Raw genomic sequence first — 24,809 nt, 5'->3', positions numbered from 1 at the left:
AGGGGATGCCCGGCCGCAGGCCAGGCACGACGGAGCTGAGCGCGGCGCCGAGCCGCGGGGCTTGGGGGGGCCGTGGAGAAGGTCTTCGACAGCGACGACTTCCCGGCGCGGGATGCTCTCTCTGCGTGGGAGCAGGTCATCGCGGACGCGGTGATGCCGACGTCGTTCACGCCGATCGGTACAGATGTCTTCCGCGGACGGGTCAGCACGATGCCGCTGGGAGCAGTCCAGGTCTCAGCGATGTCTTACTCGCCCTACCTCACGCGAAGGACCCCTGCGCTGATCCGCGCATCGGACCCGGAGATCCTTGCCTTCGGCGTCACCAGCTCCGGTCCGCATGTGATCGAACAGAATCGCAATCGTGCTGCGGTCCAGCCGGGTGAACTCCTGTTCTTCGAAAGCTCGCGCCCCTTCGAGACGTACGCCGACGGCGGATGCATCCTCATCCAGTTCCCCCGCACACTGCTGCCCCTACCTGCCCGCCACGTCAGTCAGCTCCTCTGCCGTGCCCTTCCCGGAGACCGGGGAATGGGGCGGCTGCTGACAGCCTTCCTCACCCACCTCGCAGAAGACGGCACGAGCTACACCTCACATGACACCGTGCGACTCGGCACCCTGGGCCTGGACTTGGTCACTGCCACGCTGGCGCACTTCCTGGAGCTGGAGAGCGGCATTCCCTCCGACTCCCGTCAACGTGTCCTGTACATGCGCATCACCTCGTTCATCGAGCGTCACCTCGGTGACACCGCCCTGACCGCGAGTGAGCTGGCAGCAGCCCACCACATCTCGGTCCGCTCACTGCACAGGCTTTTCCAGCAGCATGGCGTCACCGTCCGGTCCTGGATCCGCAACCGACGCCTCGAACGCTGCCGTCGCGACCTGGCCGACCCCTTGAAGAGTCACGTGCCCATCCAGGCCATCGCAGCCCGCTGGGGATTCCCCCATGCCCCGGACTTCACACGAGCGTTCCGCGCTCTGCACGGCATCACCCCCAGTGACTTCAGGAACCAGGCACACCACCGCAGCCCTCGGGCCGGCACACGGAGCCAAGTACCTGGCGCGCCCGGCTAAGGCACTGCGGACAGCTTCTGGCGACGATCGAGTGACCACAGGTGGCGTCGACCACCTTGGCCGGAGAACTGGCAGCCGACGGAGGAGGTTCCACATCACGGCGCACGGGACGGCCACGCGGTGCGGTGCGGCGGCGTCAGCTTCGGGAGGACAGGGCCGCCCAGCAGATCGCTGAAGAGTTCGACGTCCCCGTTGCGCCACCTACTGCCACCTCATCACACGGCCGCGAACCCGGCCGGCCCGCAGTCGAAAGCGACACCAGGCGCTGCACGCCCCTTCGGGCGGTTCGGGGTCGTCCACAGCACCCCATGAGCAGCGCACCGGATGACCCTTGGAAGGGGAGAGACCGATGAAGCACACGACCAACCGCACCGGAATCCGACGCACCGCCCTCGTGACGGGCGCCCTGCTCGCGATGGCCACGGCCGCCGGCACCGCCCAGGCCACCACCCCGGCTCCGGGGCAGCAGCATGCGGGCGCCCGCATCATGGCGGCGCCGGCCACCTGCCCGAAGTCCTACTTCTGCGGCTACGCGGGCGCCAACTACTCCAACCTCGTCTTCAAGTTCAAGGACTGCTACATGCAGAAGATCGCCGCCAGGACCGGCGGCTCCTGGTACAACAACCAGTCCAAGGGCACCACGGCCAGGATGTACAACGCCAAGAAGAAGCTCGTCTACACGACCCCGGGCGCCCCCTACGGCGACCCGCACGGCAACTGGGCGGGCATCCGCTACATCGACGCCTGCTGATCCGCTCCGCGCGATGAGGGGCGGCCCCGTGGGGAGCGCCCCTCATCACGTTCTCACGTCACTCTCAATAAGCATGTGCGATGCAGTCCCGGCCGGCTTGGGCGTCTGCGCCTGCCCCTCGTCGCCGTAGCCCTGCGGCCCCTCGGCCCGTCCGGTGCACACGGACATGGCCCCGCGGTCCCGCGCGAGACGACAGTCGGTGATCAACGGGTACGGGTGTTCCGCGCGGCCGGCCGAGTTCCCGCTCCGGCCTCCCGCCGAGGCGAACCGCGACGGATCAGAGCGGCCCGGGCTGAGGAGAACGGCTGGGGGGCTGTGCCGCCCGAGATCGCGTGGCCGCGCAGACGGCGAGGAGTTTGAGCCGGTCCTCGGATGCGCTGCCGGGTTCGGCGGTGTAGATGATCAGGTCGTGCACGGCTCGGCCCGACAAGGGGAGGTCGAGGGACTGGAAGGTCAGTTCCAGGTGGCCGACGTCGGGGTGCTGGAGCCGTTTGACGCCGTCGTGGCGCATCAGGACGTCGTGCGCGGCCCATCGGCTGCGAAACTCCGGGCTGAGGGTGGTCAGCTCGCCCACGAGTTCGCGCAGTGCCCGGTCTCGGGGCTCGCGCCCGACCTCGGCGCGCAGCAGGGCGGCGGTGGCGGCGCCGGCGGCGTACCAGTCGACGAAGAAGTCATGGGCACCGAGGTCGAGGAAGATGTAGCGGGCGATGTTGGGGCGGCCACGTTTGTCGATGGTGGCGCTGTCGAACATCGGCGCGAGCAGGGCCCGGGCCAGGGGGTTGGTGGCGACGATGTCCGTGTGGCCGTTGCGTACGAACGCCGAGGACATCGTCATGGAGTCGAGCAGCCACTGGACCCGGGGCGGGACCTCGACGTCCCTGCGACGCGACGGCGTGCGCCTCGCGTGCCGCGACGACCGGGCCAGGTCGAACAGGTAGGTGCGTTCGTCGTCGTCCAGTCGCAGGGCACGAGCGACCGCGTCAAGGACGTCTTCGGACACGCCGCCGATGTGCCCCTTCTCCAGCCGCGTGTACCACTCCGTGCTCACACCGGCAAGGACGGCGACCTCCTCGCGCCGCAGCCCGGTGACCCGGCGACGGGGGCTGGTCGGCAGTCCGGCCTGCGCCGGAGTGATTCTGGCGCGTCGGCCGGCGAGGAAGTCCCGGATGTCGCCGCGGTTTCCGGGCGGTTGGTCCATGTCATTCATCGTAGCCACCGGTCACGGCGCGAAGGGGGTCGAGGTTGTAACCCCATAGACGCGACCTTCTCCGGTGGCGGCGGTCACGGTCTCCTGGGGTTCGAACGTTCCGACACGATCCCGAGAACGGACAACGGAGGCAAGACGTGACGAGCAAGGCGCTGACAGTGCCGGCGGTGGCGTTGGGCACATGGGCCTGGGGAGACAGCGGCGAGGCGGGCGACGGCTACTTCGGCAGCCGGCTGAGCGAGTCCGGCCTGCGAGAGGTCGTGGAGAAGGCGCAGTCGAACGGGTTCACCTTGTGGGACACCGCCGTGGCGTACGGCATGGGCCGCTCGGAGACCGCCCTCGCCAAGGCGCTGACGGGCTGTCACCGCAGCGAGTACCAGCTGTCGACGAAGTTCACCCCGCAGCTCGCGGGTGACGGCGACGATCCGGTCGCGGACATGCTGGAGCAGAGCCTCGACCGGCTGCGTACGGACTATGTGGATCTGTTCTGGATCCACAATCCTGCCGACGTGGCACGCTGGACGCCGCTTCTGATCCCGCTGCTCAAGAGCGGCACGATCAAGCATGTCGGCGTCTCGAACCACAACCTGGAGGAGATCGCTCTCGCCGACCGGATCCTCGGCGAGGCCGGCTTCCGCGTGGAGGCGGTCCAGAACCACTACAGCCTCCTGCACCGGAGCTCTGAGCGCGCGGGCATCCTCGACCACTGCCGCGAGCACGACGTACGGTTCTTCTCCTACATGGTCCTCGAGCAAGGAACGCTGACCGGCAGGTACAGCCCGGCGGACCCGTTGCCGCAGGGGAGCAGCCGGGCGGCCGTGTACAACGGCATCCTGCCCCAGCTGCAGGCGCTGACGGACCGGATGGGGGTGATCGGCAAGGACCGGGGCGCGTCCGCCGCCGATGTCGCCACCGCCTGGGCCATCGCCAAGGGGACCACCCCGGTCATCGGGGTCACGAAGGCGGGTTACGTCGACGGGCTGGTCCGGGCTCGCGGCATCGAGCTCGCCGACGAGGAGATCGCGGAGCTGGAGGCGCTGGCGGATGCGGCGGGCGTCGACACGCGCGGCTGGTGGGAGCACGAGATGTAGCAATCGCCGGAACCGGAGAAGGGGCGAGATCCGGACAGCGGCTCTCGCGCAGCTGCCGGCGGACACTCCCGAGGCGCCGCTGAGTCGTGCCCGTCGACCACGGACCCGGCCGTGGCCCGAGGACGGCTGTGGCGCGGACGAGAGGGTCCGCAGAGAGGGGGGTGCAGAGGCTGAAGGTTCCTGCGGAGCCCCGCGGCCCGTCCGGGGAGGCCGCGGGGTCGTGGCGGCGGACGAGGCTGTCCGACACCAGCGTGCGTTCCGTCGCCGCCGAGGCCGGCAGCCGGCCCGCGGGAAGCATGGCAGGAGCCCTTCTCCGTCGGCCGTGCGCCCGATCGGGCCAGCTGTACTCGCTCCTGCCCGGCCGGGATCGTTGACTGGCCCTCGACAACACGGCGTACGACCGAGGAGGGGCGGCCATGACATGGACGGGGTGGCGTACGCGTCTGCGGGCCCTCGTCGAACGCCGCTCCCCGTTCGTGGACGAAATGGCGGCCCGGTTGTTGTCCGTGAACGCGCTGGACGCCGGCACCAGGCTGGCCGCGCAGGCATTCCTGGCCTCGGTTCCTCTCCTCTTCGCCTTCGCCGCGTTCGCCCCGCAGAGTGTGCGCGACGAGCTTCTGAGGTCGCTGCGTGCCATGTTCGGGCTCACGGGGCAGTCCGACGAGGAACTCCAGAAGGTCCTGGCGAATCCGGAAGGCAAGAGCCTGCGCCAGACCACCGGGGTCGTGGGCCTGCTGATCGCTCTGCTCTCCGCGACCAGCTTCAGCCGCGCCATGGCACGGGTGTGTGAGCGCGCCTGGCGCCTGCCCAGATCCGGCACCCGTATCGCGGCCTGGCGCTGGGTGATCTGGCTGCTCGCTCTGGTCGGGGTCGTCCTCCTGCAGGGGCCGATCCGGGACGGCTTCGGTGTCGGCCTGTGGCTCGGCACACCGCTGTTCTTCCTGGTGGCCACGGGGGTGTGGCTGTGGACGCAGCACCTGCTTCTCGCCGCCCGCGTTCCCTGGACTCGGCTGCTGCCCGGCGCGCTCCTCACCGCGGCGGCCACGACCGCGCTCAGTCTGACCGCCCGGCTCTACGTACCCGCGACCCTCAACCGTGCCGTGGCCGAGTACGGCTCGCTCGGCATGGTCCTTGCCATGCTGTCCTGGCTGATCACGGTGTGCGTCGCGATCACCTTCGGGGTGACCGTGGGCGCGCTGCTGGCTGAGCGGCCGGCGCCGCGCCGGCACCCGCGGTGAGGGCGGCGGTGACGGGGCGGGGCGGCGTACCAGTCCGTCCCGGCGACGCCAAGCCGTGGGGGCGTACGCGGAAACACCGACGTCACCCGGAGGGGGCGGCAGGTCAGGCGTGTGCACGCGTGCATGTGCGGGGGCGCCGGATCACGCGCACGGTGGGAAGCACGGACCGTCACGGCGATGAGGGAAGATGATCGTATCGGTGGTGTCGCTGCCGGAAGGCAGCGTTGCTCGCATCGGCCTGTCGGAGGCTCGCCGACGGCTCGCCGTGTCCGGCTTCCTGCTCGTCGACGTCCTCCTGCCCGGCGAACCGTCGTCCGGCGAGCCGACGTCCGGCGAGCCGACGTCCGACGAGCCGTCCGTCGTGGAGCAGCTCGGTCTGGAAGCCGAGACCCCGCGGTGGTTCGGCAGGCTCGGTGCGGACGTGCGGGCCGACTTCCTCGGGGACAGAGCGGCGTTCGCCGTTCCCGCGTACGAGGACGACCGGATCGTGCACCTTCACGTCCTGGTGACCGAGCGGCACCTGGTCATACTCCACCGGGAGGCGGCCACGCCCCTGCGCAGCCTCGCCGGACGGCTGCGGCACGAGGCACCTCCCGACCCTGTGGCCGTACTCTTCCTGCTGCTCCAGGAGGCTCTGGAGACCTTCCGCAGAAGCGCTGTGGCGGCCCTCCTGGCCGTGGAGGACCTGGAGGACGAGATGTTCGACAAGCGACGTCCGGAGCAGGTCTACCGGCTGGCCCGGTTGCGACGGCACGCCGCGCTGCTGCATCACGCCCTGCTCCCCTTCCTGCAAGTGACGGACGAGACCTTCACCAGGAGGATGCTGAACCGCGGCTTCCCCGAAGAGCGGCAGCGCCTGGCCCGGGAGTTCCAGCACACCGGCAGACTGGTGCTCACGGACGTCGAGGCCCTCCAGGAGGCAGCCCGACGGGCCTTCGCCAGTTACTCCTCCCTCGCGTCCGGCGAGCAGAACGGCGTGATCAACAGGTTGACCATCGTGTCGACGATCTTCCTGCCACTGACCTTCCTGACCGGCTACTTCGGCATGAACTTCAGTTACCTCACGGACGAGATGGAGAGCCGGGCCGTCTTCTGGCTGCTCGCCGTGGGTCTGCAGGCCGGCGTCCTGTTCATGGCGCTCTACGCGCTGCACCGCACCCGTATCTGGCGGAGACTGCGCGGCGACGACGGTACGGACGACGGGTGAGTCGTCCTGGGGGGCACAACCGGCCAGGGTCTTTCGTCCGGATTCAGGGCGGGTCAGGGAGCGGGGCCCGGTGATGGGGCACCTGCCACGCCGTTCGGGCAGGGGGAACATCGCAAGGCGGAGGAGTAGGGCGGCCGGCGGAGCCATGGAGCCGACGGCAACGCCGCGAGGTGCGGTGCCGGACCCCGCGAGCCCGGCATGATGCGAACGAGGGGGCCGACAGGGCCTAGTGACCTTGTGCGCGCGGTGCCGCCGGGTCGTCCAGGAACTCCACCACCGCCATGGCGGCCAGCAGCACCAGCGCGATGACGAGGACCACCCATCCGGTGGGGTAGCTCCACAGCACGTACGTCACCACGGCTGCCGCCACGAGCACCCAGGTGATCCAGGTCCGGTAGCGGTGGACGAAAGGGCCGACGGGGCCGGTGCCGAAGCCCGTCCGGGCCGCCGTGGTGCGGACCGCGCGGATACCCGAGCTCCACGCGTCCCGTACGAACGCCGCCCGCCGCCCCCGGCCGGTCAGCCAGGCGGCCAGCGCGATGACCACGGCGAGCGCCACGATCCTGCGCACGGACGTGCGCAGGAATCGGACGAGCGCGTCGTAGACGGCTCCGGCCGCCGGCGCGGAGACGGAGTCCGGCAGGGCGTTCAGGTACACCTCGCGGAAGACCGTGAGGGCGAGGCCGAGGAGAAGCATGGCGAACGCGGCGCCGAGCACCGCAGCGACGAGGACGCGTCGGGGGCGGGCGCAGAGAAGTACACCCCCGACGATGAGCAGCGCCGCCAGCACCGGCAGCCACAGGCCGGCGATCCGCAGCAGTCTGAGACCGCTCTTCAGCTCACCGAGCTTGTCGGAGCGCAGGACGGTGATGTCGGTGTGGATCTGCGGGATCCTCGCGGCGACCGTCATGCCTTCGCCGACGAGGCGCTGCTTGACCTGGTCCACCACCGGAGCCAGGTCGACGGTCACGGACTGGTTGTTGATCCGCACGGCGCCGCCGCCGCCTGTCAGCGCCTTGTCGATCGCACCGTGGATCCGGCGGTTGGCGTCGGTCCAGACGCGTTGGAAGAAGGCAGAGGAGACGACCTCCTCCGCCTTGCTGTGGACGAAGCCGCGGACAGCCTTCTCCAGGGGGTTCGCCAGCACGCCGAGTGCCTTCTCCAGCCGCGGCCTGTCGGCCGGCGCGGCGCCTTCGAGCAGGTCCGGCAGGCGGATGTGCTGCATCACCGCGTCGGTGACCCGGTTCGCCGCAGCCGCCCGCACCGCCGGATCGGACGCGAGGGGAGCCACCGTGGCGACGTACCGTTCGGTGTCGTCGACCTCGGATGCGGCCCATGCGGCCACGGCGGCGAGGGGGACCAGGACGCAGCCGACGACCACGAGCAGTGCCGCCAGGAAGGACTTCCAGCGGTGGCGCGTGGCCCGGGTGCTCCTGGCGGACTCCAACGCGGCCACGCGTGAGCGCAGTTGTTCCAGCTCGGAGTCCCGGTCGGGCGGCGGGGAGCCCGGGGGTCGGTCCGCATCGGGGGCCATCGCCTGCTCCTCCGGCATGTGATCGGCGTGTCGCGGTCGCGGCAGCCGCCTCGCTCCTCCCACCGCGCCACCCGGATCGCCCGGCTACGACTGACGCTCATGTGTCACACAGAACCACCGGGGAAGGACGACGACATTCGGCAGCGCGCCTGGTTGCGCCGCCCGACTGCGCAGGTTCGCCCGGTCGGAGGAGGGGGGCCGGCGGGCGCGCACACCCGGGGACGTCCCAGGAAAGATCCGGCACGGTCTCGACGGTGACGCGGGCCGGCGGCTTCGGATCGCGCAGTGAGCAGGATGGGCCGCGTGCGGGCGCTGTCCCACCTGGAGGTACCCGCCGGTTCGCGGCACTTGTGCCGGCCGGCCCTGCGGTCTGCGCGTCTGCGCGTCTGCGGGAGGAGAGAGGGAGCAACAGTTGGCGGGCGGGAAGGCGGCCGCGGTGCCGTCGGCCTGGATGGCCTGGTCCGGTCGCTGCCCGCGCGTCGTCGCACCGGCCTGCGACGCGGCCCTGGCGCTCGTCGTCCTGCGGCGGACTTCGCCGGCCTGGTCGTGGTGACGGCCGCGGCGGGCGTGCTGCTGCCCGCCCTGCGGGCCTCGCGCACCTCACCGACGTGGGAGGCGGCGTTCTCCCCGGTGAAGTCGCCGTCGGCCGCGACGGTGGCCGGAGCGGGACAGCAGGGCGGCCGGCGGGCCACCGGTGCCGCCGGCGCCCACGAGGGCCGCCGTGGGCTTGCTCGTCGTGAGGAGTCCTCTCGTCGGCCGGCCCCGGTGATCGGTGGCCGCCTGCAAGACGATCTTCGCGGGGTTGCGCGCCGTGTGTGTGGGCTGAGGCGTCCACTGGAGGACGGACCCGCCATGCCTGCCCTTGCCTTCTCCTCCGGTGCGATCCCATGACACCCGAGGTGAAGCCGGTCACGAGAGCAGACCGGACGACACGACGTCTCAGCTGCCGTCCTCGGCAAGCGCCTTGATCCCGCGAAGGGTGGCCTCCATCCCGGCGCGCAGTTCCTTCATCCGGAAGGCGATGATCTCCTCCTCCCGGTCCGGCCGGCGCTCGAGGGCCAGCGTGACTCCGCTACGGCCCGGCCCGATGAGAACCGACTGCCGCAGCCGGGTCCCCCCGCCCTCGGCCTCCAGCTCATAGCACCAGGACGCCATGGGTCTCGCCGGGTCCGACGTCGGTTCTCCGTATCGGCCGTCCGCATCCGTGACGGCCCAGGCGAACTTCCGCGGTTCGTCCAGCTCGACCACGTGGGAGACAGTCCGCCACTCGCCGAGTTGCCCGTGCCGGTTGTAGCCCTCGAAGCACGCACCGACCAGGGGCCGTTCCGCGCCGTCGAGCCAGGCGACGCGCTGCAGCTCCGGGCTGAGCAGGGCAGGCAGGCGAATGTCGGTCACCAGCTCCCAGACTCGCGCCACGTCTGCCTCGACATGAACATCGCAGTGCACGCTCGGGCCATCGGCACATCGCATGTCGTCCCCCATGTCAGATTCCGGAATCGGTCCACGGTCTTGATCCATTGACGCAACAGGCTCTTAAGAGCTGCGGCCGGTTGTCGGCCGTCTCAGCTCTGGTCCGCCTTCCCCGCCGGCAAGGTGGAAGCGGCGGGTCGGTCCGCCTGCTCGGAGGCAGGGGTGGCAAGAGCCGTGCGGCACTCCAGCCAGGCGCCGGCACTGAGCAGGTCCCGCACTCTGGTGAACAGGGCGAGCAGCGCGGGGCCCCACGTGTCACGGAAGGCGGGGTCGATGATGGCGAGATCGACTTCATTGGCCGCCGACAGCTCGGTGAAGTCCCGGCGCACCTGTGGACCTGGCACGTGGGAGCGGCCGGTGAACCTGTCGTGGAAGGCAGCGTCGGCCTGGTGGAGATCCGGGTACGTCGCCTTCCTGTCGCAGGAGGCGTACAGGTACACGATGGCCTCGGCCTCGGCGCCGATCACCGCCGCCAGGTCATCGCGGCGGTCCAGGGGCAGCAGTGCGGTGGGAAAGCCGTCCGTGCCGTAGAACGCGTGGCACAGACCGGCGAGTTGGAGGGCCGGACGGGCCTTCCACGCCGCCAGCCGCGCCTGTACACGCTGGAGATGGGTGAGGAGGGTGCCGCCGGGGTGGGGAATGCTTTCGGCACCGAAGTCACGCAGCAGGGTGACAGCCCGGTCAGTCGAGGCAGGGAGAGCAGGCACAGCGTCCGTGTCCCTTCGGTCATGAGTTGGCCGGCACCCGCACAGCGCCTCGCCGGTCCAGGACCGTGCCGAGGCACAAGCCGGGTTGCCGCCTGGGCGCCCTGCAGTGATCTTCCGGCACCTCGGCACCCCGGTCAATCCCGGGAATCACTCCACTCACCCCAGGTGGAGCTGGGTGTTGCGACTCGGGGTGACCTGCGGGGTCCCGGGTGCCGGTGCTCACGTACATCCCGGGGGCGATCGTGTTCGCTGCGGTCTGGCCCCGCTTCGGACGGGCCGCCCGCAAGGGGATCACCGTCGCGGGCGGGCCGTCAGGGGGCCACCCGACCGCACCGCGCGCAGCGGCTCGATGTCCCAGCCCGGTTCGGTCTTCAGCTTGACCGGGGGCCCGGCCGCCCGGCCGGCGAGGTCCCACGGCACGGTGCCGAGGGCGGCAGGCCCCGGTGCCGGGCCGGGGGACTGGGCTCAGGCGTTCTGGGGGAAGCCGAGGTCGAGGCCGCCGTGGCCGGGGTCCGGCCAGCGGGAGGTGACGACCTTGCCGCGGGTGAAGAAGTGGACGCCCTCGACGCCGTGGGCGTGGCTGTCTCCGAAGAGGCTGTTCTTCCAGCCGCCGAAGGAGAAGTACGAGACGGGCACGGGGACGGGCACGTTGACGCCGACCATGCCGACCTCGGCCTCGTGCTCGAAGCGGCGGGCCGCGCCTCCGTCGTTGGTGTAGATCGCCGTGCCGTTGCCGTAGGGGTTGTCGTTGATGAGCTTCAGCCCTTCCTCGAAGGACGCCACACGGACGACGGACAGCACCGGGCCGAAGATCTCGTCGGTGTAGAGCGGCATCCCCGGATCGACGTGGTCGAAGAGTGTCGGGGCCAGGAAGAAGCCGTCGCCCTCGGCGTCGAAGTCGCCCTCACGGCCGTCGGCCAGGAGCACCGCACCGGCCTCGACGCCGGCGTCGAGGTAGGAGGCCACCTTGTCGCGGTGCGCGCGGGTGACGAGGGGGCCCATGTCGCAGCCGCGGGTGCCGTCGCCGGTGCGCAGTGCGCGCATCCGCTCGGTGATCCTGGCGACGAGTGCGTCGGCGACCGGTTCCACCGCGACGAGCACGGAGATCGCCATGCACCGCTCTCCGGCCGAACCGAAGGCGGCGTTGACGGCGGCGTCGGCGGCCAGGTCCAGGTCGGCGTCGGGGAGCACCAGCATGTGGTTCTTGGCGCCGCCCAGGGCCTGGACGCGCTTGCCGTGCGCGGCGCCCGTCTCGTAGACGTACCGCGCGACGGGTGTGGAACCCACGAAGGAGACGGCCTTGACGTCCTCGTGGCGCAGGAGCGCGTCGACGGCCTCCTTGTCGCCGTTGACGACCTGCAGTACGCCGTCGGGCAGGCCGGCCTCCTTCCACAGGGCCGCCAGGGCCAGCGGGGCGCTCGGGTCCTTCTCGCTCGGCTTGAGCACCACGGCGTTGCCGCAGGCCAGGGCGAGGGGGACGAACCACATCGGCACCATCGCCGGGAAGTTGAACGGCGAGATGACGGCGACGACACCGAGGCTCTGCCGGACCGAGTGGACGTCCAGCCGGGTCGAGGCGTTCTCGGAGTAGCCGCCCTTCAGCAGGTGCGGTATGCCGCACGCGAACTCGGCGACCTCCAGTCCGCGGGTCACCTCGCCGAGGGCGTCCGACAGGACCTTGCCGTGTTCGGCGGTGATCAGGGCCGCGATCCCCTCCTTCCTCGCGTTGAGCAGTTCGCGGAAGGTGAAGAGCACCTGCACGCGCCTGGCGAGCGAGAGGTCGCGCCACTCCTCCCACGCGGCCTTCGCCGACGCCACGGCGGCGCCGACCAGTCCGGCCGGTGCGAGGTCCACGGCCGCGGTCCGCTCTCCGGTGGCCGGGTTGTGCACCGCGGCGGTGCGGCCGGCCGGGCCGGCCCACGGGCGGCCGTCGATGAAGTGGGTGATGCGCGTCGGCGCGCTCACGGCGGGCTCCTTCGGTGATGCGGTCAAGGCTGCTTCCTCACGTGCCGGGCACGGGTGTCCTCGTGCGGCGGCCGGGCCGGCTCCGGCTGCGGCGCCGTTGCGAGCAGCGGCCGTTGGGCCTTCTTGTGACGGGCGTAGACGGTGTGGGCCTGCCGCGTCGAGTCCAGCGTGGAGACGGCGCTGACGGGGACGTCCCACCAGCTGTCGCTCCCGGGGGCGGGGACGAGCGGATCGGTCTCCACGTGGATGACGACGGGACCGCCGTCGGCCGGCCACGCCTTGGCCTCGGCGATGGCCGCCTGCAGTCCGGCGCGCGAGCGCGCCTCGATCACGTGGGCGCCCAGGCTGCGGGCGTTGCCCGCGAGGTCGGTGGGCAGGTGGGGGCCGTCCAGCCGCCCGTCGGCGGTGCGGTAGCGGTACCGGGTGCCGAACCGCTGGGAGCCGAGCGATTCCGACAGCGCGCCGATCGAGTGGAATCCGTTGTTCTGGACGAGCACGACGACGACCTTGATCCGTTCCTGGACCGCGGTGGCCAGTTCGGTGGGCATCATGAGGTAACCGCCGTCCCCGATCATGGCGAAGACGTCCCGGGTCTCGTCGGCGAGCCGGACGCCGAGTGCGGCGGGGATCTCGTAGCCCATGCAGGAGTAGCCGTACTCGACGTGGTACGCCTTGCGGTCGCGCACGCGCCACAGCTTGTGCAGGTCGCCGGGCATCGACCCGGCCGCGCACAGGACGACGTCGCGGGGATCGGTGAGTTCGTTGACGCAGCCGAGGACCGTCCCCTGGGTGAGGACGCCGTCGGCCAGTCGGTCCGTCACCTCGGCGCCCGGGTGGTAGGTGTCCTCGACCCGCTCGTTCCACCGTCGCCACAACTCGGCCTGCCGCTCGGCGTGCCGGGCGGGCACACGGTAGCCGTGCAGGGCGCCGGCGAGAGCGGTGAGGGCCTCGCGGGCGTCGGCCACGACCGGCAGGCCGGCGTGCTTGCCCGCGTCGAAGCCGGCGATGTTGATGTTGACGAAACGGACTCCCTCCTCCTGGAAGGCCGTCCGGGACGCCGTCGTGAAGTCGGTCCACCGGGTGCCGACGCCGATGACCACGTCGGCGTCGCGGGCCAGCGCGTTGGCCGCGGTCGTCCCGGTGGAGCCGATGCCGCCCATCTGCCGCGGGTGGCCGTGGGGCAGCGCGCCCTTGCCGGCCTGCGTCTCACCGACCGGGATGCCGGTCGCCTCGGCGAACGCGGCCAGGGCTTCTTCGGCGCCGGAGTAGTGGACGCCGCCGCCGGCGACGATCAGGGGCCGCCGGGCCGTGCGGACCAGGGCGGCCGCCTCGGCGACGCGGGCCGCCTCGGCGGGCGGGCGGGCGATGTGCCAGGTGCGTTCGTGGAACAGCTCGACGGGCCAGTCGTACGCCTCGGCCTGCACGTCCTGGGGCAGGGCGATCGTCGCCGCACCGGTCTCGGCGGGGTCCGTGAGCACCCGCAGGGCGCCCAGCAGCGCCGAGGGCAGTTGTTCGGGCCGGGTGATCCGGTCGAAGAACCGCGACAGGGGGCGGAAGGCGTCGTTGACGGTGATGTCCGCGGCCGAGGGCTGCTCCAGTTCCTGGAGCACGGGCGCGCTCGGTCGCGTCGCGAACGTGTCGGAGGGCAGCAGCAGCACCGGGATCCGGTTGACGGTGGCCAGCGCCGCGCCCGTGAGCATGTTGGTCGAGCCGGGGCCGACGGAGGCGGTGCAGGCCCAGGTCTGCGTCCGGTCCTTGTGCCGCGCGTAGGCGACCGCCGTGTGCACCATGGCCTGTTCGTTGCGGGCCAGGACATAGGGGAGGCCGGGGTGGCCGCCGGACTGCTGTTCCTGCTGGAGGAGTGCCTGGCCGACGCCGGCGACGTTCCCGTGACCGAAGATGCCGAGGACGCCCGCGAAGAACCGTCCGCGCTCGCCGTCGCGCTCGGACCACTGGGCGGCCAGGAACCGCATGGTCGCCTGCGCCACCGTCAGCCGTACCGTCGCGGACCGTGCCGTGCTCATGCGGTGCCTCCTTCGGCGGGGGCGTGGGAGGGGGCCGCCGCGCCCGTCCCCGGCGGGGCGAGCCGCTCGTCGAAGGGCAGGCCGGCCCAGGTGTCGCGGACCCCCGCGTGCGCGGGGTCGTCGCAGATGAGCCAGGCACGCCGGGGGCCGGGGCCGGCCATGACGTTGAGGTAGTAGAGGTGGGCGTCCGGCGCGGCCATCGCGGGCCCGTGCCAGCCGTACGGCACCAGGACGACGTCGCCGGTGCGCACCTCGGTGAGCACGTCGATCGGCCGGCCGGGGTCGGAGGCGTAGACGCGCTGGTAGCCGACGGGGTCGGTGCCGCGGGTGCCGGCCGGCTCCGTCTCGAAGTAGTAGATCTCCTCCAGGGCGGTCTCCTTGCCCTCCCGCTCGGTGTCGTGCTTGTGCGGCGGCCACGAACTCCAGTTGCCGGCCGATGTGACGACCTCGCAGGCGATGACGGAGTCGGCGGCGAGGACATCGGGCGTGCCGAAGTTGCGCACCTGCCGCGAGGCCGGACCGGCGCCCCGCCGCTCGACCGGGACGTCGGCGGCGGCGACGTGCCGGAAGGTGTGACCGCCGGGCGAGCCGGCGGCGGAGGCGCCCGGTATCAGGGCCCCGGCGAGGGCGACGCGGGCCGGGCCGGACGACGCCCGCAGGGTGATCCGGGAACCCGCGGGCACGTAGGCGGTGTCGGTGGGTCCGGCGAAGACACCTGTCCGGCCCGCGAGTCGTGCCTGGTGGGTGCTGCCGTCGGCGGTCACCGCGGTGACATGGACGGCACCGCGCAGGGGGACGACGACGTGCTCCCAGTCCCCGGCGGCGACGGTGCGGCTGTCCCCGGCGGTCAGGGCCGCCACGCGCAGACTCGTGTGGTGCCAGTCCTGGCCGGCGGCGGTGACGGCGACCTCCCAGCCGTCGCCGCCCGCGGTGCCCAGCGGCCGCACCCATCGGGTGCTGTGGCTCATGCGCCGCTCCCGTGGACCAGTTCGGCCGCGATGTCGACAGCGGCGGCCACGTCCCCGTCGGGCGGGTAGAGCAGGGCGCGTCCGACGACCAGTCCCCGTACGGCCGGGAGTTCCAGGGCCGCGCCCCAGGCGGCGTAGGTGTCGTGCGGGTCGCCCTGCGGGTCACCGCCGAGCAGGAGGGTCGGCAGCGTGGTCGCGTCCAGGACCCGTTCGAGTTCGTCGACCACGGGCAGCTTGAGCCAGGTGTGCGCGCTGCTCGCGCCGAGCCCGCTCGCGATCTGGATCGACCGGATGACGCTGTCGGGGTCGAGCAGATTGCGGACGCGGTCGTCCTCCCGCACCGCGAGGAACGGCTCGACCATGGCCATGAGGCTGTGCTCGGCCAGGCCGGTGACCGCCTTCCCCGCCGCCTCCAGGGTGGCCACGGTGCCGGCGTCCTGGAGGCAGATCCGGGTGAGCGTCTTGCCCCCGTCGAGTCCCTGGGCGGCGATGGCCTCGGGGGTGTACGCGGTGAACCGGTCGTCGAGTTCGAAGACCGATCCCTGGAGTCCGCCCCGGTTCATCGACCCGATGGCGATCCGGTCCTCCAGCGCCCCCATGAGCAGGAGGTCGTCGAGGAGGTCGGGGGTGCCTAGCACCCCGTCGACGCCCGGCCGTGACAGGGCGGTCGCCAGACGGTCGAGGAGGGTGGTGCGGCTCGCCATGGCGCCCTCGTCGCCCCGGACCCCGAGGGCGCCGCGGGCCGGGTGGTCGGCGGCGACGACGAGCAGGCGGCCGTCCGGCCCGCACCGCGGGCGGCGGGCCCGTTTCCGCCACGACTGTTCGATGCGCTCGGGCTCACGGGCGCGTATCCCGGTCAGCTGGGCGGCGTCCATCATGCGGTCCCTTCGGCGCGGACCAGCGACCGTGAGGCGAGGAAGGCCTCCACCTCGGACGTGGTCGGCATGGCGGTGGAGCAGGCGAGGCGGGAGGCGACGACGGCGCCCGCGACGTTGGCGAACTCGATGACCCGGGTCAGGTCCCAGCCGCTGAGCAGGCCGTGGACGAGGGCGCCCCCGAACGCGTCGCCCGCACCGAGGCCGTTGACCACCTCGACGGGGAAGGGCGCGACCTCCACCCGCTCGTGCCGGGTGGCCGCCAGCACGCCCTTGGGTCCCTGTTTGACGACGGCGAGTTCGAGGCCGCGGTCGAGGAGGGCGTCGGCGGCCCGGTGCGGCTGCGTCTCACCGACGGCCACCTCGCACTCCTGGAGGTTGCCGACGGCGACGGTGACGTGTTCCAGCGCGCGGGTCACCTGCTCCCTGGCCGCTTCGGGTCCGGCCCAGAACACCGGCCGGTAGTCGAGGTCGAGGACGGTGGGGCCGCGCCGGCCGCGGGCCTGCCAGGCGGCGAAGTGGGCGGCCCGGCTCGGTTCGGCCGACAGGCCGGTGACCGTGGCCCAGAAGACGGCGGCCTGCCGGATGTCCTCCAGCGGCAGTTCGCCGGGTTCGACCAGCAGGTCGGGCGCGCCGGCGTACCGGTAGAAGTACAGCGGGAAGTCGTCGGGCGGGAAGACCTCGCAGAAGGTGACCGGAGTGGGGGGTCCGCCCGTCGTCGTGAGCGCCGTCAGGTGTGCCGTGTCCACGCCGAGCCGCGCGGCCTCGCGCCGGACGTACCTGCCGAAGGGATCGCGGCCGACCCGGCTGATCAGGGCGGTGCTGCGGCCGTGGCGGGCGGCGGCGACCGCCACGTTCGCCGCGCTCCCGCCGAGGAACTTCTCGAAGGTCCGCACCTGTTCCAGGCCCACGCCGTGGTCGAGCGGGTAGATGTCGACCCCGGTCCGCCCGAGGGCGACGAGCTCGTGTGTCATCGGTCAGCTCCCCTGGCCGCGTCCGGCGGCACCGGCGAGGGAGAGGAGGTGGGCGACCGAGGCACGCACGTCCTCGGCGGGGTCGGCGCCGCCCTCCGCTCCGGGTGCGGCCGCCAGGACCGTGTCCTGTTCGAGTACGTACCATCCGGCGTACCCGTCGGCCTCCAGCAGGCCGACGATCGCGGCGACGTCCACGTCGCCGGTACCGAGGGGGACGTACATCCCCGCGGCGACGGCCTCCGTGTACGTCATCCGGCCGGCCCGCACGCGGTCGGCGAGGTCCAGGCGCACGTCCTTCAGGTGCATGTGGGCGATGCGGTCGGTCCGCCGGGCCGCCAGGGCGACCGGGTCCCCGCCGCCGATGATCAGGTGACCGGTGTCCAGGCACAGCCCGATGCCCGAACCGTCGAGCACGCGTTCGGTCTCCTCGCCCGTCTCGATCATCGTCCCGACGTGGGGGTGCAGGGTGGCGACCAGGCCCGCCTCGTCCGCGGCACGGGAGATCCGGTCGAGGTTGGCCAGGAGCGCGGACCAGCCCACCGCGTCGAGGACCGGACGGTCGTCGTAGCCGTCGGCTCCGGTGGCCGCGGCGACGACGACCGTACGGGCGTCGGCGGCCAGCAGGCCGGTCATCGCCGCCCGGACCGCGGGCAGCGGGTCGTGGTCCGGGTCGTGCAGCACGACCGGCACGAACTGCCCGACGGCCCGCAGGCCGTGGGAGGCCAGCGTCGCGGCCTTGTCGGCGGGCGCGTCGGGCAGGAAGCCGTCGGGCCCGAACTCGGTGGCGGTGAGGCCGACCTCGCGCATCTGGCGCAGGACCAGGTCCGGCGCGAGCTGGTGCCCCCAGCCCGGGACCTCGCAGACCCCCCAGGAGATCGGTGCTCCTGCGACCCGCTCGGCGATGGGTGTGCTCACGGCCTGCCTCCCTCGGTGACGTGTACGGCGTGGGCCAACCTGATCGGCATGCCAAGCCCTCTCTCTGCTTCTGCTGGAGCGCCGGGCCGGCGGCCCGTCCGCGTGGAACGAGCCTGCCTCCCCCTCGCACACCCTGTCAACCTATTGTCCTTACATTCTGACTCATGGAGCACCCTCGTTCGCCCTGCGGCCGAGGGTCCTCGCACGTGCCTCCGCGGGGACCCGGCCGGCAGCCGGTGGCGGACACGCCCGGACGCCGCCCCGCCGGTCAGCTGCCCCGTCAGTCCGCCTCGTCCTCCAGCAGGGTCACTTCCGTGATCCCCTCCCGGTCCGAGAGACGGGGCACCAGTTCGTCCCGCACGCCGTTGCCGGACAGCTCCAGCAGGACGCCGACCTGGGCCGGCGCGGCATCCGTCAGCAGCGGGCCGGCCCTGCGCAGCCCGGCCACGTGGAAACCCGCGCCGGTGCACTCGCGGACGATGTCGCGCAGCAGGCCGCGACCGTCCAGATAGCTGATGCGCAGCAGTACCGCCTCCGCAGGAGAACGGGGCAGCCGCCGGGCGAGCGGCGGGAACGCGAACGCCACGACGAGGTAGGCCACCGTCACGGCACAGGCCGGCACCAGCATTCCCGCGCCCGCCGCGGCGCCGATCGACGCCGCAAGCCACACGCTGGCCGCCGTCGTCAGGCCCCGCACCGCGTCCCTGCGTACGAAGATCAGTCCGCCGCCGATGAAGCCGATGCCGGACACGATCTGGGCGGCGACCCGCGAGGGGTCCAGCGCCACCCCGTCCAGCCCCAGCATGTCCGCGAAACCGTACTTCGACACCAGCATGAACAGCGCCGAGCCGAGCCCCACCAGGACGTGGGTGCGCAGGCCGGCCGACTTCTGCCGGTACTCGCGCTCCAGGCCGATGACGGCGCACAGTCCGAACGCCGACGCCAGGTGGGCCAGCGAGGTCCCGTCGTGGTTCACCGCGCCACCGCCGCCGCGGCCCGCACCGCTGCCGGGCGGGCCGGCACCGCTTCGTGCACCCGGGCGTCGCCGGCCACCGTCGTGCCGTCACCGGGGCACCGGGGCAGCTCCTCCCCTGTGGTCGCCGCTCCCCCGGCCTCCCGGACCGGCAGGGCCCCGGCGGCCCGGTCCCACGGGCCGCCGCCCTCCTCACCGAGGATCGCCTCGCCGGGGAACCCGGTGGCCGGCCTGCGGCGGATCAGCCGTTCCACCTGCCGGTCGGTACGGGTCCGGGCGTCCGCCACCGAGGTCTTCGGGCGGACCCGCTGCGGCCGGGCGGACGTTCTGACGGCCGTCGCGGCGTCGCGGACGGTGCGGATCGCGGCCGGCAGCCGCTCCGTGCGTCTCACTCATCTCTCCTGTTCCGGGTGCGGTGCTCTCTCCTCTTCCGGGGGGTGTGCGCCGGTGGCGCCACCGGGGACCAGCCGCAGCCCCGGCCGGGCGAGGAGGACCGGGCCGGGGAACCGGGCCGCCGCGGCGGCCAGCGACCGTCCGGGGTCGTCCCACGGACGCAGGTGGGTCACCGCCAGCAGGCCGGCACCGGCCGAAGCGGCCAGTTCCCCTGCCTGTCCCGCGGTCAGATGGTGCGGGGCGGGGGCCGTGTGGTCGCGGCCCCCGCCATGTGCGGCCGCGCCGGGGCCGGCCGCGGCCCCGGCTCCTGCTCCGGCCCCGGCCCCGACTTCGGCTGGGGCTTCGGCTCCGGCCCCGGCTCCCAGCGCGGCCTCGGCCAGCAGGACACCGCTTCCGCGGGCCAGCTCCGCCAGTTCCCGGCACGGCCCGGAGTCACCGGTGTACGTCAGGCGGCCGCCGCCCGCCTCCACCCGCACGGCGTAGGTCTCCACCGAGTGCCGCACCCGTGCCAGTCGCAGCCGGAACGGCCCGCACTCCAGGTCCCCGGGCCGGGAGTCCTCGAAGGCCAGCACGGAAGCGCGCCGTACGCCCTCCGCCGTCCCGGGCGGCGCGATCACCCGGGTCGGCACCTCACGGCCGGTCAGCTTCTCCTGCGCGTACGCCAGCGCCGCCAGGTCCGCCGAGTGGTCGGCGTGCCGGTGGCTGAGCACCACCGTGTCCACCTGGTGGGGGCCGGCGTGCGTCAGCAGCGCGCCGAACGCCCCGGTCCCGAGGTCCAGCAGCAGCCGGTGTCCGCCGTGTTCGAGCAGGTAGCCCGAGCACGGGTTGCCGGGGCCCGGCACCGAGCCGGAGGAGCCGAGGACGGTGAGGATCACCGGGCCGGGCCCGCGGTGACGCGCTCGACGAGGTCGGCCACCGCGCCCAGGGCGCACGGCCCGACCACGACGTCGGCAGCGGCACGGACCTCCTTGTGGCCGTCGCCGACCGCCGCGCCCAGGCCCGCGGCCCGCACCATGGCGGTGTCGTTCGGGTTGTCGCCGATGGCCGCTATCCGCTCCATCGGCACACCCGCCCGCTCCGCGAGGTGGCGCAGCGCCACTTCCTTGCCGGCGTCGGCCGGGAGGATCTCCAGATACGTGTCCTCCGACTGCAGCAGCCGGGCCTCCGGACAGCAGCGGGCGGTGAGGTCCGCCAGCGGGCCGAGGCCCGGCCGGCCGGCGATCAGCATCACCTTCGTCGGGACCTGCCGCACAGGGCCTTCGCGCAACTCGATCCGGTCGCGTGCGGCGTACGCCGCCAGCGAGGGGGCCCGCCGCAGCACGTGGGCGTCCTCACCGGCGAAGGCCACCGCCCCCACGCCCTCGGGCAGCCTGGGCAGCAGGTCCTCGCGCAGTGTCCGCCAGGAGGCGCCCAGGTCCAGGTCGAGCAGCCGGGTCCCGGTCAGCGGATCGACGACGCGAGCGCCGTTGTAGACGATCATCGGCGTGTCCAGGCCGAGTTCGCGGTGGAAGCGGCCTGCCGACAGCTCGTTGCGGCCGGTGGCGATCACCACGGTTCCGCCGAGTTCCCGGTACCGCCGCAGGGCCAGCGCACTGCGCCGCACGATCTCCAGGCCGCGGTCGACCAGGGTGCCGTCGAGGTCGGTGACGATCCACACGTAGCGCAGGCCGGGGCCGGACAGCGGCATCACGTGTTCCTTCCTGGCAGGCGGGACAGGTACCAGTCCACGAACTCCCGGGCCGCGTGCGGCTCCAGGCTCGCGCCGTGGGCCAGGTAGCCGGGCTGGTCCCAGCCGCCGTCCCCGGCGAAGGCGGTGTAGTGGGCGCCCGCGCGCTGCACCAGCACCCGGGCGGCGCAGATGTCCCAGGCGTTGACGGAGGTGCCCAGCGCGGCGTCGCACCAGCCGGCGGCCACGTGGGCGAGGGTCAGCGCGGCGCTTCCGGTGCGCCGCACGGTGCCGTAACGTGCGACGAGTTCACCGAAGCGCGGCAGGGTCTGCGGGTCGTCGCGCGCCAGTTCGCGTGTGGTGGGGAAGCCGGTGATGAGCAGGGCGCGGGCCTCCTCGCGCACGCCGCTCGGGCGCAGCGGCTCGCCGTCGAGGCAGGCGCCCGTGGCGTCGGCGGTGAAGACGTGCCCGGCGACCGGGTCGACGATGGCACCGGCCACGGGTTCGCCGTCGACCGCGGCGCCGACGGAGGTGCAGAAGAAGGCCAGCCCGCGGGCGAAGTTGGCGGTTCCGTCGATGGGGTCGACGTACCACGCTATGCGGCCGGTGCCGTCCTGGCGTCCGCCCTCCTCACCGACGACGGTACTGTCCGGCACCCGCTTGAGGAGCAGCTCGCGGATGCGCTCCTCGGCGCGTCGGTCGTGCACGGTGACCGGGTCGTGCTCGTCGCGCTTGAAGTCGACGTCCATCGCACCGCGGAACGCCGCCAGCAGGTCCGGGGCGACGGCCAGCGCCGCCTCGGTGGCGGCCTCGCGCAGCCGGACCGTCAGTGCGTCCAGTTCGCTCATGCGGCCGCCTCCCGCCCGGGGAGCGGCCGGGTGCCGTTCCCGGTCAGCACGGTCCGCAGCAGGCCGAGCAGTTCGAGGCCGTCGGCGACCTCGGCGTCCGGCTGCGGGCGCGCGCCCGCGTCCCGGCGGTCGGCCGGCCGCATCAGGATCGTCGCGCCCGCACCGGCGCGCCGGCCGCACACCACGTCCCGGTCGTAGTGGTCGCCGACGTACCAGCAGTCGGCGGGGTCGACCGAAAGGGCGCGCGCGGCCAGGCGGATCGTCTCGGGTGCGGGTTTGCGCAGCCCGATCTCGTCGGAGTAGACCTGCACGTCCAGGTAGGGGTCGGTGCCGACGTGCCGGGCGAGGTCGCGGTTGAGCGAGCCGAGCAGGGTGTTGGACACGACGCCCGTGCGCACCCCGTGGCCGCGTGCCAGTCTGAGGGTCTCCAGCATGCCGGGGGCGAGGGTCTTGTCGCTCTCGGCGAGCGTCATCTCCCGGCACAGGGGGACGGCCTCGGCGCCGACCAGGGCGCGCGCGGCGGGCGGCCAGTCGGCGGCGATGAAGTCCTCCCACAGTTCCCGGTGCCCGATCTCGCGCGGCTCGGGGGTCCGGACGCCGCCGTTCTTCCAGGCGCGGTAGGCGGCCTTGCCGGCGTTGACGTCGCGCAGCACGGCGTCCCGGTCGAGGCCCGTGCGGGGGCCCACCAGGGCGAGCACGCGGCCGGCGAAGGCGGCCATGCGCTCGGGGCGTCTGACGGACCTCATCAGCACGCCGCCGTGGTCCAGCAGCAGCGCCCGCGGGGGGCGGAGCGTCGTCACGGGGACTCTCCCATCGGGTTGTTCGGGTTGTTCGGGTTGTTCGGGTTTTTCGGGTTGCTCAGGTCGTCCTGGATGTTCGGGTGTTCGCGGGGCTCAGGTGGTCCAGCGTGGTGCGGACCGCAGGGGCGCGCGTCGCTCCGTCGTCCGCCGGGGCCGGGCCGGTGGGCGGCAGGGGCGGCGCGCGGGCCGTCGGCGGGTCTCACCGGACGGCAGGGGCCGGGGCGGCGAGCAGCAGTTCCCGCAGTCCGTCCGGGTCGGCGACGACCGCGTCGGGCTCGGCCTGCACGGTGTAGGGCCGGTCGTAGGTGCCGCGGGCCTCCATCAGGACGGTCGCGCCGGCTCCGGCGCGCCGGCCGCACAGCACGTCGCGGTCGTAGTTGTCGCCGACGTACCAGCAGCCGGCCGGGTCGGTGTCCAGGGCACGCGCGGCGATGCGGATCATCTCCGGGTTGGGTTTGCGGACGGCGACCTCGTCGCTGTACACCTGCACCGCGACGCGCTTGTCGAGGCCGTGTTCGGCCATGTAGTCGCGGTGCACCGAGCCGGCCAGGGCGTTGGAGACGATGCCGACGGCGATGCCCAGTTCGTCACAGGTGTCCAGGAGTGCGGGCATGCCGTCGCGGGTGACGCGGTCCTGCTTGAGCTCGCCGAGCCGGTGGCACAGCGGTTCGGCGTGGGCGGTCACCCAGGCGAGCGCGGCCTGCGGCCAGTCCGCGGCGACGAAGTCGCTCCAGAAGCGCCGGTGCGTCATCTCCTCAGGGGCGGCCGGCCGGCTCATCGCGTTCTTCCAGTGCGAGTCGGCGGCGGATCCGGCCGACAGGTCCGCCTCGATGTGCTCGACGGTCAGCTCGGCGCAGCCCGCGGCGGTCAGGGCGGCGTGCAGTTCGGTGGCGAGATCGTGCGCCCAGGAGGGGCGGTTGGTGGTCGCCACGACCACTCCGCCGAAGTCCAGCAGAAGTGCCGTGGGTCGGGTCAGCTGGCCCATGTCGCGGTGTTCTCCTTCATCGGTGCGGCGCCGGCCGCGTCGTCGGGCAGCCTCTTGCCCGAGGCGTCGAACAGGTGCAGGTCGGCCGTGCGGACGGCGCAGCGCACGGTGGTGGCGGGGGTGGCGCGCACGTCGGTGTACGACACCAGGTACAGCTCGGTGCGTCCGGCGGTCACCAGCACGGTCCAGCTGGAACCGGTGGGCAGCGCCGTCTTGACGGTGCCCTCGAAGACGAACGCGTCGGCGGGCGGCTCCTCGGCGTCGTGCAGCAGCCGCAGGTTCTCGGGCCGGACGCCGACGGTGGCCAGCCGGCCGGTCAGGTCCGGCCGGGCGGCCAGGACCCGTTCGCGCGCTGCGTCGGTGAACGTGTCGCGCGCGGTGTCGTCCCCGGCCTCGAAGAGGTTCATCGGCGGGCTGCCGACGAACCGGGCCACGAAGGTGTTGGCCGGGCGGCCGTAGACCTCCATCGGGGGTGCCATCTGCTGGACGACCCCCTTGTTCATCACCACGACGTGGGTGGCCATGGTCATGGCCTCCAGCTGGTCGTGAGTGACGAAGACGATGGTGTGGCCCGTCTCGTCGTGGATGCGTTTGAGTTCGGCCCGCATGTCCAGCCGCAGTTGGGCGTCGAGGTTGGACAGCGGTTCGTCCAGCAGCAGCACGTCGGGGCTGACGGCGAGCATGCGGGCGAGCGAGACGCGCTGCTGCTGGCCGCCGGAGAGCTGGGCCGGGTAGCGGTCGGCGGCCCAGTCGATCTGCATCATCTTCAGGGCGGCGGCGGCGCGTTCGGCGCGCTGGGCGGGTTTGACCTTGCGCACCCGGAGACCGAACTCGACGTTCTTGGCGACCGTCAGGTGCGGCCAGAGGGCGTAGTTCTGGAAGACCAGGCCCATGCCGCGCTTCTCCGGCGGCACGAAGACTCCTCGGTGCGTGGAGTCCATGACCCGGCCGCCGACGGTGATGGTTCCCGCGTTGAGCGACTCCAGTCCGGAGATCATGCGCAGGGTCGTGGTCTTTCCGCAGCCGGAAGGGCCGAGCAGGCACGTGAACGAGCCGTCGGGGATCTCCAGGTCGAGGTTGTCGACGGCGGGCGGTCCGGAGCCGTAGCTCTTGCGCACCGACGTGAGCGAGATGGCCGGCATGACGT

The 24,809-nt window shown here is 72.6% G+C and carries 23 protein-coding genes; 5 read left to right on the top strand and 18 right to left on the bottom strand.

The window, feature by feature from the left end:
- Positions 1 to 72 precede the first annotated feature (72 nt).
- Together AC6I72_RS37550 and AC6I72_RS37545 are read left to right on the top strand one after the other, a co-directional pair.
- Complete coding sequence (locus tag AC6I72_RS37550) at positions 73 to 1,071, top strand: AraC-like ligand-binding domain-containing protein (RefSeq protein WP_498006283.1); 999 nt, start codon at positions 73 to 75, stop codon at positions 1,069 to 1,071.
- 349 nt (positions 1,072 to 1,420) lie between these two features.
- Positions 1,421 to 1,822, top strand: coding sequence for a hypothetical protein (locus tag AC6I72_RS37545; RefSeq protein ID WP_498006281.1), 402 nt, complete (start codon positions 1,421 to 1,423; stop codon positions 1,820 to 1,822).
- Between the two features lie 277 nt (positions 1,823 to 2,099).
- Here the strand turns inward: AC6I72_RS37545 and AC6I72_RS37540 are convergent, their stop codons facing one another.
- The gene (locus tag AC6I72_RS37540) at positions 2,100 to 3,020 is read right to left on the bottom strand and encodes a helix-turn-helix transcriptional regulator (RefSeq protein WP_498006279.1); all 921 of its coding nucleotides are present in this window, start codon (positions 3,018 to 3,020) and stop codon (positions 2,100 to 2,102) included.
- 176 nt (positions 3,021 to 3,196) lie between these two features.
- On the opposite strand from AC6I72_RS37540, the gene AC6I72_RS37535 reads away from it, so the two are divergent.
- From AC6I72_RS37535 to AC6I72_RS37525, 3 genes are all read left to right on the top strand, one after another.
- On the top strand, positions 3,197 to 4,120 hold the full coding sequence (locus AC6I72_RS37535) for an aldo/keto reductase (protein ID WP_498006277.1): 924 nt from the start codon (positions 3,197 to 3,199) through the stop codon (positions 4,118 to 4,120).
- Positions 4,121 to 4,536: 416 nt separating this feature from the next.
- A complete protein-coding gene (locus AC6I72_RS37530; RefSeq protein ID WP_498006275.1) occupies positions 4,537 to 5,358 on the top strand; it encodes a YhjD/YihY/BrkB family envelope integrity protein in 822 nt (273 codons plus the stop codon).
- 187 nt (positions 5,359 to 5,545) lie between these two features.
- Complete coding sequence (locus tag AC6I72_RS37525) at positions 5,546 to 6,565, top strand: CorA family divalent cation transporter (RefSeq protein WP_498006273.1); 1,020 nt, start codon at positions 5,546 to 5,548, stop codon at positions 6,563 to 6,565.
- 226 nt (positions 6,566 to 6,791) lie between these two features.
- On the opposite strand, the gene AC6I72_RS37520 is transcribed toward AC6I72_RS37525, so the two are convergent.
- The 17 genes from AC6I72_RS37520 to AC6I72_RS37440 all read right to left on the bottom strand — a co-directional run bounded on the left by AC6I72_RS37520 (position 6,792) and on the right by AC6I72_RS37440 (position 24,804).
- Positions 6,792 to 8,099, bottom strand: a complete 1,308-nt coding sequence (locus tag AC6I72_RS37520) for a hypothetical protein (protein WP_498006271.1) — start codon at positions 8,097 to 8,099, stop codon at positions 6,792 to 6,794.
- A gap of 939 nt (positions 8,100 to 9,038) precedes the next feature.
- Positions 9,039 to 9,569: an SRPBCC family protein gene (locus AC6I72_RS37515; RefSeq protein ID WP_498006470.1), complete on the bottom strand. Its 531-nt coding sequence runs from the start codon at positions 9,567 to 9,569 to the stop codon at positions 9,039 to 9,041.
- Positions 9,570 to 9,661: 92 nt separating this feature from the next.
- Positions 9,662 to 10,276 carry a DUF6817 domain-containing protein gene (locus AC6I72_RS37510; protein WP_498006269.1) on the bottom strand — a complete coding sequence of 205 codons (615 nt, stop codon included), beginning with the start codon at positions 10,274 to 10,276 and terminating at the stop codon, positions 9,662 to 9,664.
- Positions 10,277 to 10,741: 465 nt separating this feature from the next.
- Entirely contained in the window at positions 10,742 to 12,241 is a 1,500-nt protein-coding gene (locus AC6I72_RS37505) for a CoA-acylating methylmalonate-semialdehyde dehydrogenase (RefSeq protein WP_498006267.1), read from the bottom strand.
- Positions 12,242 to 12,264: 23 nt separating this feature from the next.
- Positions 12,265 to 14,265 carry a 3D-(3,5/4)-trihydroxycyclohexane-1,2-dione acylhydrolase (decyclizing) gene (gene iolD / locus AC6I72_RS37500; protein ID WP_498006265.1) on the bottom strand — a complete coding sequence of 667 codons (2,001 nt, stop codon included), beginning with the start codon at positions 14,263 to 14,265 and terminating at the stop codon, positions 12,265 to 12,267.
- Positions 14,262 to 15,233 (bottom strand): 5-deoxy-glucuronate isomerase, encoded by a 972-nt coding sequence (gene iolB / locus AC6I72_RS37495; RefSeq protein WP_498006263.1) that lies wholly within the window; start codon positions 15,231 to 15,233, stop codon positions 14,262 to 14,264. The genes iolD and iolB overlap by 4 nt, the downstream gene beginning before the upstream one ends.
- On the bottom strand, positions 15,230 to 16,108 hold the full coding sequence (locus tag AC6I72_RS37490) for a Cgl0159 family (beta/alpha)8-fold protein (RefSeq protein ID WP_498006469.1): 879 nt from the start codon (positions 16,106 to 16,108) through the stop codon (positions 15,230 to 15,232). The genes iolB and AC6I72_RS37490 overlap by 4 nt, the downstream gene beginning before the upstream one ends.
- The gene (iolC, locus tag AC6I72_RS37485; RefSeq protein ID WP_498006262.1) at positions 16,108 to 17,082 is read right to left on the bottom strand and encodes a 5-dehydro-2-deoxygluconokinase; all 975 of its coding nucleotides are present in this window, start codon (positions 17,080 to 17,082) and stop codon (positions 16,108 to 16,110) included. Before iolC ends, AC6I72_RS37490 begins: the two co-directional genes overlap by 1 nt.
- Positions 17,083 to 17,085: 3 nt before the next feature.
- A complete protein-coding gene (locus AC6I72_RS37480; RefSeq protein WP_498006260.1) occupies positions 17,086 to 17,997 on the bottom strand; it encodes a TIM barrel protein in 912 nt (303 codons plus the stop codon).
- Positions 17,998 to 18,277: 280 nt separating this feature from the next.
- Positions 18,278 to 18,973, bottom strand: coding sequence for an MgtC/SapB family protein (locus AC6I72_RS37475; protein WP_498006258.1), 696 nt, complete (start codon positions 18,971 to 18,973; stop codon positions 18,278 to 18,280).
- The gene (locus tag AC6I72_RS37470) at positions 18,970 to 19,362 is read right to left on the bottom strand and encodes a hypothetical protein (protein WP_498006256.1); all 393 of its coding nucleotides are present in this window, start codon (positions 19,360 to 19,362) and stop codon (positions 18,970 to 18,972) included. Before AC6I72_RS37470 ends, AC6I72_RS37475 begins: the two co-directional genes overlap by 4 nt.
- Entirely contained in the window at positions 19,363 to 20,238 is an 876-nt protein-coding gene (locus AC6I72_RS37465) for an MBL fold metallo-hydrolase (protein WP_498006255.1), read from the bottom strand.
- Positions 20,235 to 21,050 (bottom strand): HAD hydrolase family protein, encoded by an 816-nt coding sequence (locus AC6I72_RS37460; protein WP_498006253.1) that lies wholly within the window; start codon positions 21,048 to 21,050, stop codon positions 20,235 to 20,237. The genes AC6I72_RS37465 and AC6I72_RS37460 overlap by 4 nt, the downstream gene beginning before the upstream one ends.
- The gene (locus AC6I72_RS37455; RefSeq protein WP_498006251.1) at positions 21,050 to 21,877 is read right to left on the bottom strand and encodes an inositol monophosphatase family protein; all 828 of its coding nucleotides are present in this window, start codon (positions 21,875 to 21,877) and stop codon (positions 21,050 to 21,052) included. The genes AC6I72_RS37460 and AC6I72_RS37455 overlap by 1 nt, the downstream gene beginning before the upstream one ends.
- Positions 21,874 to 22,677, bottom strand: coding sequence for an HAD family hydrolase (locus tag AC6I72_RS37450; protein WP_498006250.1), 804 nt, complete (start codon positions 22,675 to 22,677; stop codon positions 21,874 to 21,876). Before AC6I72_RS37450 ends, AC6I72_RS37455 begins: the two co-directional genes overlap by 4 nt.
- 199 nt (positions 22,678 to 22,876) lie before the next feature.
- Positions 22,877 to 23,662: an HAD family hydrolase gene (locus AC6I72_RS37445; protein ID WP_498006248.1), complete on the bottom strand. Its 786-nt coding sequence runs from the start codon at positions 23,660 to 23,662 to the stop codon at positions 22,877 to 22,879.
- Entirely contained in the window at positions 23,650 to 24,804 is a 1,155-nt protein-coding gene (locus AC6I72_RS37440; RefSeq protein ID WP_498006246.1) for an ABC transporter ATP-binding protein, read from the bottom strand. The genes AC6I72_RS37445 and AC6I72_RS37440 overlap by 13 nt, the downstream gene beginning before the upstream one ends.
- Positions 24,805 to 24,809 lie beyond the last annotated feature (5 nt).

The organism is Streptomyces sp. Xyl84, from assembly GCF_059731885.1.
Note: the sequence above shows the minus strand (reverse complement) of the source record. Positions and strands in the feature narration are given on the sequence as shown.

Bases quoted from the DNA above. Each gene is read 5' to 3' on its own strand.
- iolD (WP_498006265.1), bottom strand. From the start codon at position 14,265: ATGAGCACGGCACGGTCCGCGACGGTACGGCTGACGGTGGCGCAGGCG.
- AC6I72_RS37525 (WP_498006273.1), top strand. From the start codon at position 5,546: ATGATCGTATCGGTGGTGTCGCTGCCGGAAGGCAGCGTTGCTCGCATC.
- AC6I72_RS37515 (WP_498006470.1), bottom strand. From the start codon at position 9,569: ATGCGATGTGCCGATGGCCCGAGCGTGCACTGCGATGTTCATGTCGAG.
- AC6I72_RS37520 (WP_498006271.1), bottom strand. From the start codon at position 8,099: ATGGCCCCCGATGCGGACCGACCCCCGGGCTCCCCGCCGCCCGACCGG.
- AC6I72_RS37545 (WP_498006281.1), top strand. From the start codon at position 1,421: ATGAAGCACACGACCAACCGCACCGGAATCCGACGCACCGCCCTCGTG.
- AC6I72_RS37455 (WP_498006251.1), bottom strand. From the start codon at position 21,877: ATGAGCGAACTGGACGCACTGACGGTCCGGCTGCGCGAGGCCGCCACC.
- AC6I72_RS37490 (WP_498006469.1), bottom strand. From the start codon at position 16,108: ATGGACGCCGCCCAGCTGACCGGGATACGCGCCCGTGAGCCCGAGCGC.
- iolB (WP_498006263.1), bottom strand. From the start codon at position 15,233: ATGAGCCACAGCACCCGATGGGTGCGGCCGCTGGGCACCGCGGGCGGC.
- AC6I72_RS37460 (WP_498006253.1), bottom strand. From the start codon at position 21,050: ATGCCGCTGTCCGGCCCCGGCCTGCGCTACGTGTGGATCGTCACCGAC.
- AC6I72_RS37445 (WP_498006248.1), bottom strand. From the start codon at position 23,662: ATGGGCCAGCTGACCCGACCCACGGCACTTCTGCTGGACTTCGGCGGA.
- iolC (WP_498006262.1), bottom strand. From the start codon at position 17,082: ATGACACACGAGCTCGTCGCCCTCGGGCGGACCGGGGTCGACATCTAC.
- AC6I72_RS37440 (WP_498006246.1), bottom strand. From the start codon at position 24,804: ATGCCGGCCATCTCGCTCACGTCGGTGCGCAAGAGCTACGGCTCCGGA.
- AC6I72_RS37530 (WP_498006275.1), top strand. From the start codon at position 4,537: ATGACATGGACGGGGTGGCGTACGCGTCTGCGGGCCCTCGTCGAACGC.
- AC6I72_RS37540 (WP_498006279.1), bottom strand. From the start codon at position 3,020: ATGGACCAACCGCCCGGAAACCGCGGCGACATCCGGGACTTCCTCGCC.